Origin of the sequence: Herbaspirillum chlorophenolicum (genome assembly GCF_001189955.1) — a bacterium.
In the GTDB taxonomy this organism is placed as follows: domain Bacteria; phylum Pseudomonadota; class Gammaproteobacteria; order Burkholderiales; family Burkholderiaceae_D; genus Herbaspirillum; species Herbaspirillum chlorophenolicum.
The window spans coordinates 1-7,046 of the sequence record NZ_LFLT01000085.1; the positions used below are offsets into that span (position 1 = coordinate 1).

Annotated in this window: 8 protein-coding genes; all 8 read left to right on the forward strand. The window is 64.9% G+C overall.

What is annotated here, in order from left to right; translation table 11 throughout:
• The first annotated feature begins 184 nt into the window (after positions 1 to 184).
• Positions 185 to 628 carry an SRPBCC family protein gene (locus AKL28_RS22700; RefSeq protein WP_050470570.1) on the forward strand — a complete coding sequence of 148 codons (444 nt, stop codon included), beginning with the start codon at positions 185 to 187 and terminating at the stop codon, positions 626 to 628.
• Positions 629 to 735: 107 nt separating this feature from the next.
• Positions 736 to 1,518, forward strand: coding sequence for a septum site-determining protein MinC (gene minC, locus AKL28_RS22705; RefSeq protein WP_050470571.1), 783 nt, complete (start codon positions 736 to 738; stop codon positions 1,516 to 1,518).
• A gap of 82 nt (positions 1,519 to 1,600) precedes the next feature.
• Positions 1,601 to 2,416, forward strand: coding sequence for a septum site-determining protein MinD (minD, locus tag AKL28_RS22710; RefSeq protein WP_050470572.1), 816 nt, complete (start codon positions 1,601 to 1,603; stop codon positions 2,414 to 2,416).
• A gap of 1 nt (position 2,417) precedes the next feature.
• A complete protein-coding gene (minE, locus tag AKL28_RS22715; RefSeq protein WP_050470573.1) occupies positions 2,418 to 2,687 on the forward strand; it encodes a cell division topological specificity factor MinE in 270 nt (89 codons plus the stop codon).
• Between the two features lie 99 nt (positions 2,688 to 2,786).
• The gene (locus tag AKL28_RS22720) at positions 2,787 to 3,503 is read left to right on the forward strand and encodes a response regulator transcription factor (RefSeq protein WP_050470574.1); all 717 of its coding nucleotides are present in this window, start codon (positions 2,787 to 2,789) and stop codon (positions 3,501 to 3,503) included.
• The gene (locus tag AKL28_RS22725; RefSeq protein ID WP_231602647.1) at positions 3,457 to 4,401 is read left to right on the forward strand and encodes an alpha/beta fold hydrolase; all 945 of its coding nucleotides are present in this window, start codon (positions 3,457 to 3,459) and stop codon (positions 4,399 to 4,401) included. Before AKL28_RS22720 ends, AKL28_RS22725 begins: the two co-directional genes overlap by 47 nt.
• A gap of 120 nt (positions 4,402 to 4,521) precedes the next feature.
• Positions 4,522 to 5,814 carry a glutamyl-tRNA reductase gene (gene hemA, locus AKL28_RS22730; protein WP_050470576.1) on the forward strand — a complete coding sequence of 431 codons (1,293 nt, stop codon included), beginning with the start codon at positions 4,522 to 4,524 and terminating at the stop codon, positions 5,812 to 5,814.
• Positions 5,815 to 5,923: 109 nt separating this feature from the next.
• On the forward strand, positions 5,924 to 7,003 hold the full coding sequence (gene prfA / locus AKL28_RS22735; RefSeq protein WP_050470577.1) for a peptide chain release factor 1: 1,080 nt from the start codon (positions 5,924 to 5,926) through the stop codon (positions 7,001 to 7,003).
• Positions 7,004 to 7,046: the final 43 nt, after the last annotated feature.

Genomic DNA, 7,046 nt, shown 5'->3' on the forward strand with positions numbered 1-7,046 from the left:
TGAGAGCGGGAACAGGTTCTAAGGACCAAGGCTGGCAATCCCCGGCGCGCCGGGGCAGCCGCCAAGCCAACGGCCGGGGGTGTCGCAAGACGCTCCCGGCCGTTTTTCATGGACCCATGCATTTGGGCGCGGCACAAGGCCGCGATGGAGGGATAATGGCGCATCGCCCCTTCTGGAGAACGCCATGTCCGCCCCTTTGCCGGTTCTTGTCTTGCATGTGACGCTGCCCGTGGCGGCAGCGCAGGCCTACGCCTTTCTCTCCGATCCGCGCAACATGGCGCAATGGGCTTCGGGCCTGGGCCAAGGGCTGACGCAGGAAGGCGGCGCCTGGGTAGCCGAGGGGGAAACGGGCAAGGTGGCGATCCGTTTCGCCGAACCCAATCCCTACGGCGTGCTGGACCACGAGGTGACGCTGCCCGGCGGCGCGCGGGTGGCCGTGCCGATGCGGGTGGTGGCCAATGGCGACGCGGCCAGCGAACTCACATTCACCCTGTTCCGCCAGCCTGGCATGGATGACAAGAAATTCACCGAAGACGCCAAATGGGTGATGCGCGACCTGCAGACCCTGCAACAGCTCCTGTCGCCCCCGGCCGACTCCGTGGGGCAAGCGGCCGCGCCTGCCCCCTGATCCCGCCGAAAAGCCCCGTCGGCCGCTATCGCAGCGCCAGCCTGCCTGTATAATGCACAGCCAATATTTACGGGAACCGATGTCCCCCGTTCCAGACCAGACGATTTATGCAAAAAGCCCGCAAACCGATCGAAATCAAGATATCCACCGTCGTTGCCATCTCGGCAATCCTGCATGAAACCGATCCTGCCGCCCTGGAAAAGGCGCTCAAGGACATGACCGGCGGCGTATCCGACTTCTTCGAGGATGAGTTTGCGGTACTCGACATCGGCGCGCTGGAAGGCGCGACTGCTGCCGACATCGACTGGCAGGCGCTGGTCGGCCTGTTCAAGGCGTTCCGCCTGAACACCGTGGCCGTACGCAATGCGCCGGAAGACTTGCACGCAGGCATCGTCGCCCACGGCCTGGCGATCGACAGTTCGGCTGTAGCCGGTGCCGGGGCAGCCAATGTGCGCGCCCAGGAAACTGCCGTGCAAAAAGCAGCGCCGCCAGCCAAGCCCGCGCCGCAGCCCGAACCGCCTGCGGCGCCCGCTCCTGCAGCCGCCCCGGCCGCACGCACCATGATCGTCGACACCCCGGTGCGCGCCGGCCAGCGCATCTATGCGCGCGGCGCCGACCTGGTGGTCATGGCGGCCGTCAACAATGGCGCCGAGATCATCGCCGACGGCAGCATCCACGTCTATGCGCCGCTGCGCGGACGGGCGCTGGCCGGCGCCTCGGGCAACACCGAGGCACGCATCTTTGCCGCCTCGCTGGAAGCGGAACTGGTTTCCATCGCCGGGGTCTATCGAACCTTCGAGAACGGCCCTCCGGCGGAGATCGCGGGCAAGCAGGTACAGGTGCGCCTGAACGGCGAACGCATCGACGTGCTGGCGATGCAGGCGGCTTGAACGCAATACTGAATTACGCAACGCAACCCAATCCAATACGGCTGAATCGCATCAGCGCACTGTTCTTCTTAAGGAGTTTTTTGTGGCAAAAATCATCGTTGTGACTTCCGGTAAGGGCGGCGTCGGTAAAACGACGTCGAGCGCCAGTTTCGCATCGGGCCTTGCAATGCGAGGCCACAAGACGGCCGTGATCGACTTCGACGTCGGCCTGCGCAACCTGGACCTGATCATGGGCTGCGAACGCCGCGTGGTGTACGACCTGATCAATGTCATCAATAAGGAAGCCACGCTGAACCAGGCGCTGATCAAGGACAAGCACTGCGACAACCTGTTCATCCTGCCGGCCTCGCAGACCCGCGACAAGGACGCGCTGTCCGAAGAAGGCGTCGAGCGCGTGTTGGGCGACCTGTCCAAGATGGACTTCGAATACATCATCTGCGACTCGCCCGCCGGTATCGAGCACGGCGCCGTGATGGCGCTGACCTTCGCCGACGAGGCGATCGTGGTGACCAACCCGGAAGTGTCCTCGGTGCGCGACTCCGACCGCATCCTCGGCATCATCCAGGCCAAGTCGCGCCGCGCTTCGGCCGGCGGCGAACCGGTCAAGGAACACCTGCTGATCACCCGCTACTCGCCCAAGCGCGTGGAGGGCGGCGAAATGCTGTCGCATACCGACGTACAGGAAATCCTGCGCATCCCGCTGATCGGCATCATCCCCGAATCGGAATCGGTGCTGGCCGCCTCCAACCAGGGCAGCCCCGCCATCCACATCAAGGACAGCGACGTGGCCCTGGCCTACCAGGATGTGGTGTCGCGCTTCCTTGGCGAGAACGTCGAGCTGCGCTTCACCAACTACGAAAAGCCGGGTTTCCTGCAGCGCATTTTCGGAGGTAAGTGACATGTCCCTGCTTTCATTCCTGTTCCCGACCAAGCCCAAGAGCGCGGTTGCAGCAAAGGAACGGCTGCAGATCATCATCGCCCGCGAACGCTCCAACGGCCGCCAGGGCCCGGACTTCCTGCCGGCCCTGCACAAGGAACTGATCGAAGTCATTTCCAAGTACACCAAGGTCAATGCGGATGACATCAAGATCTCGCTGGACCGCCAGGGCAACCTGGAAGTGCTGGACGTGAACGTGGTGCTGCCGGACGCCGATTCGGCGCCGGTCTGAGTTGCCTTAACGTCTCGCATCCCTGCCGTCGCCCTGAACCAATTCAGGGCGATGGCGGCAACGTCCCGGTACGCTGTTTTTTCTTCCTTCCCTGATGCGATGAAGATCGGGATTCTCTCCTCCTCCACCGACTGCGTAGCCCTGCTGCGCCAGCTGCCCGCCGCACGCAACTGCTCGGCCTATGTCGGCGTGGACGGCTTGACGGCTGCCCGCCTGGAGGGTGTCGCCGTGCTGGTCATCGATCTGGACGGACTGGAAGAGCAAGCCGCACCGCTCGAAGCCGGCTTACGCGCCTGGCGGGAACCTCCTTCGCAAGATGGTGGCATCGCCCCCGCCGTGCTATTGCTGGCATCACCGGTACATAAGGACTTGCTGCAAACACTGCGCGCGGCCGGCGCCGACGATTACCTGATCAAACCCATCCGCCGCAACGAGCTGGCGCTGCGGCTGGAGTTGCTGTCGCATGCGGCCGATCCGCAGGCAGAGGGGTCCGTGGTGCACAGCGGCGGCTTCGTGTTCGACCTGGACCGCCTGCGCGTCTCCTGCCTGGAGCGTCCGTCGCTGGATGCCGCGCTCACCCGGAAGGAGTCGGAACTGGCGTTGCTGCTGCTGGAGCACCTCGGCCGTCCACTGTCGCGCGCTTTCATCCAGGAGCGTATCTGGGGCACCGAGCCCGAGGTGCCCACGCGCACCATCGACACCCACGTCTCGCGCGTGCGCAGCAAGCTCGGCCTGAAACCGGAACATGGCTACAAGCTGGCCACGGTCTATGGCTACGGCTACCAGTTGGAGCGCACCGGCTCCGGGGCCGGCTGACATGGCAGGCGCCCGGCTGGACCATCTGCTGGCCGCACTGTCGCACCGCCTCGCGGGCGTGCGCGTGCAGACGCTGGCCACCCGCGCCGGCCCGCTGCATGTGGCCGATACCGGCGCGCCGGCCGCCGGCTCTTCCCGCCCCTGCATCGTCCTGACTCCGGACGGCCCCAATGTCGTCGCCCACTACGCCGAACTCATCGGGGTGCTGGCGCCGCACTACCGGGTGGTGTGCTTCGACATGCCGGGCTTCGGCCATTCGCTGCCCGGGCCACGCTACCGCCATTCGCTGGACGAGGGCGCCGATGCCGTGCTGGCGTTGCTGGAAGCATTGGATATCTGGCGGGCGACGCTGGCCTTCAGTTGCGCCAACGGCCTGTATGCGCTGCGCGCTGCCCAGCGTTCGCCGCGCGTAGCCGGCCTGATCCTGACGCAAACGCCCTCGCTGCCGGCGATGCAAGCCTGGGCTTACCGCATGATCCCGCGTCCGTTGCGGGTGCCGGTACTGGGCCAGGCGCTGGCCTGGATGGCGCGCCGGAAGATGGCGCACCTGTGGTATCGCAGCGCGTTGCCGCCGGGACGGGATGCGGCATTCCTGCAACAGGCGGCAAGCGCCTCGTTCGCCCAAGGAGGATGTTTCTGCCTGGCAAGCGTAGTGCAAGGCTTGTTGAAGGAAGACCAACTGCTGCAGCGCACGCCAAACCTGCCCTGCACGCTGGTATGGGGGACGCAGGACCGCTCCCATCGCGCTACGCCGCCGGATTCGCTGCAGCAATTGCTGCAGCAAGCAGAATTGATCCGCTTCGACGATTGCGGGCATTTCCCCGACCTGGAACAACCTGGGCGCTACGCCGCAGTGGTGCTGGCGCATATGTCAAAGCATGATCCATATCAGGGATGAATACCGACTATCGGCCCGTCGCCAAACCCCTTATTGCACAGCGGGTATAATAGCTTCGTCGTAAAAGGTCGATTTTGGCCCTGAATTTCAGCCCAGCGGCATCGAAAGCCGCGTCATTCCATGCATTTGCTCGCCGTCGGACTCAACCACACTACCGCGCCGGTTTCATTGCGCGAAAAAGTGGCCTTCCCCGCTGACCAGATCGGTCAGGCGGTGGCGGCGGCGCGCGCCTGGTTCGGCGGCAATGACCGCATCATCTCGGCCGGCGAAGCGGCCATCCTCTCCACCTGTAACCGCACCGAGCTGTATGCTGCCGCGGCGTCCGGCCAGGATGGCGTGGATTTCGCCATCGACCGCACCGCGCAGTTCCTGGCTGAGTACCACAAGATCCCCTACGCCGACCTGCGTCCCTTCCTCTATGCGCTGCCGCAGGACAATGCCGTGCGCCATGCCTTCCGCGTCGCCTCCGGGCTGGACTCGATGGTGCTGGGCGAACCGCAGATCCTGGGCCAGATGAAGGATGCGGTGCGCCAGGCGGATGCCGCCGGCGGACTCGGCACCTACCTGCACCAGCTGTTCCAGCGCACCTTCGCGGTGGCCAAGGAAGTGCGCACCACCACCGAGATCGGCGCGCACAGCGTGTCGATGGCGGCGGCGGCGGTGCGGCTGTCGCAGCGCATCTTCGATTCCATCTCTGGGCAGAACGTGCTGTTCATCGGCGCCGGTGAAATGATCGAGCTGTGCGCCACCCACTTCGCGGCGCAAAACCCCAAAAGCCTGACAGTGGCCAACCGCACCATGGAACGCGGCGAGACGCTGGCGCACCGCTTCAACGGCAGCGCGATCCGCCTGGCCGACCTGCCGGCGCAGCTTTCCCGCTTCGACATCGTGGTGTCGTGCACCGCGTCCTCGCTGCCAATCATCGGCCTGGGCCTGGTCGAGCGTGCGGTCAAGGCGCGCCGCCACAAACCCATCTTCATGGTCGACCTGGCCGTGCCGCGCGACATCGAATCCGAAGTCGCACGCCTGGACGACGTCTTCCTGTACACCGTGGACGACCTGGCCTCGGTGGTGCAGAGCGGCGTCGAAAACCGCCAGGCTGCAGTGGCGCAGGCCGAAGCCATCATCGAAACCCGCGTGCAGTCCTTCATGCACTGGATCGACACGCGCGCCATGGTGCCGCTGATCCAGGACCTGCACGAAACCGGCGAGGCGCTGCGCCTGGCCGAACTGGAACGCGCCCGCAAGATGCTGGCCAAGGGCGACGATGTCGAGGCGGTGATGGAAGCCCTCTCCAAGGGCCTGACCGCCAAGTTCCTGCACGGCCCGCAACAGGCCCTGCATCACGCCCAGGGCGAACAGCGCAGCCAGCTGGTCGAACTGCTGCCGCAACTGTTCCGCACCAAGCGTTAGCGTTTCTCCCTCTTCGCGCCCGTGCTCCGCGCATGGGCCACCGCCTTGCCGTCGCCCTTCTTTCCGGCGCAACGGTTCCGCAAGACACCTTTTCACCGTATACAAGCACATGAAACCATCGATGCTCGCCAAACTCGACCAGCTCGCCGAACGGCTGGAAGAGCTCAACAGCCTGTTGGCGCAGGAAGACGCCACGGCCAACATGGACAACTACCGCAAGATGACGCGCGAACACGCCGAGCTGGGCCCGCTGGTGGCGCTCTACCTCGACTACGTGCAGTCCGGCCACGACATCAAGACCGCGCAGGAACTGCTGGCCGATCCGGACATGAAGGAGTTCGCGCAGGAAGAAATCAATACCGCCCGCGCACGCATGGAAGCGCTGGAAGGCGACCTGCAAAAGATGCTGCTGCCCAAGGACCCGAACGATGAGCGCAACATCTTCCTGGAAATCCGCGCCGGCACCGGCGGCGACGAGTCGGCGCTGTTTGCCGGCGATCTCCTGCGCATGTACACGCGCTACGCCGAGCGCAACCGCTGGCAGGTGGAGATCGTTTCCTCTTCGGAATCGGAACTGGGCGGCTACAAGGAAGTGATCGCGCGCATCGCCGGCTTCGGCGCCTATTCACGCCTGAAGTTCGAGTCGGGCGGCCATCGCGTGCAGCGCGTGCCCGCCACCGAAACCCAGGGCCGCATCCATACCTCGGCCTGCACGGTGGCCGTGATGCCGGAAGCCGACGAAGTCGAGGACGTGGAAATCAATCCGGCCGACATCCGCATCGACACCTTCCGCGCCTCCGGCGCCGGCGGCCAGCACATCAACAAGACCGATTCGGCGGTGCGCATCACCCACCTGCCGACCGGCATCGTGGTGGAATGCCAGGACGACCGCAGCCAGCACAAGAACAAGGCTTCCGCGCTGAAGGTGCTGGCCGCGCGCATCAAGGACGTGCAATTGCGCGAGCAGCAATCGAAGGAAGCGGCCACCCGCAAGTCGCTGATCGGCTCGGGCGACCGCAGCGAACGCATCCGCACCTATAATTTCCCGCAGGGACGCATGACCGACCACCGCATCAACCTAACGCTGTACAAGCTGGACTTCATCATGGACGGCGACCTGGAAGAACTCACCAGCGCCCTGATCACCGAGCACCAGGCCGAATTGCTGGCGGAACTGGGCGACGACTGACAACGTCCAACCGGGCTTCGCAGAACCTGTTCACGATCTCGCC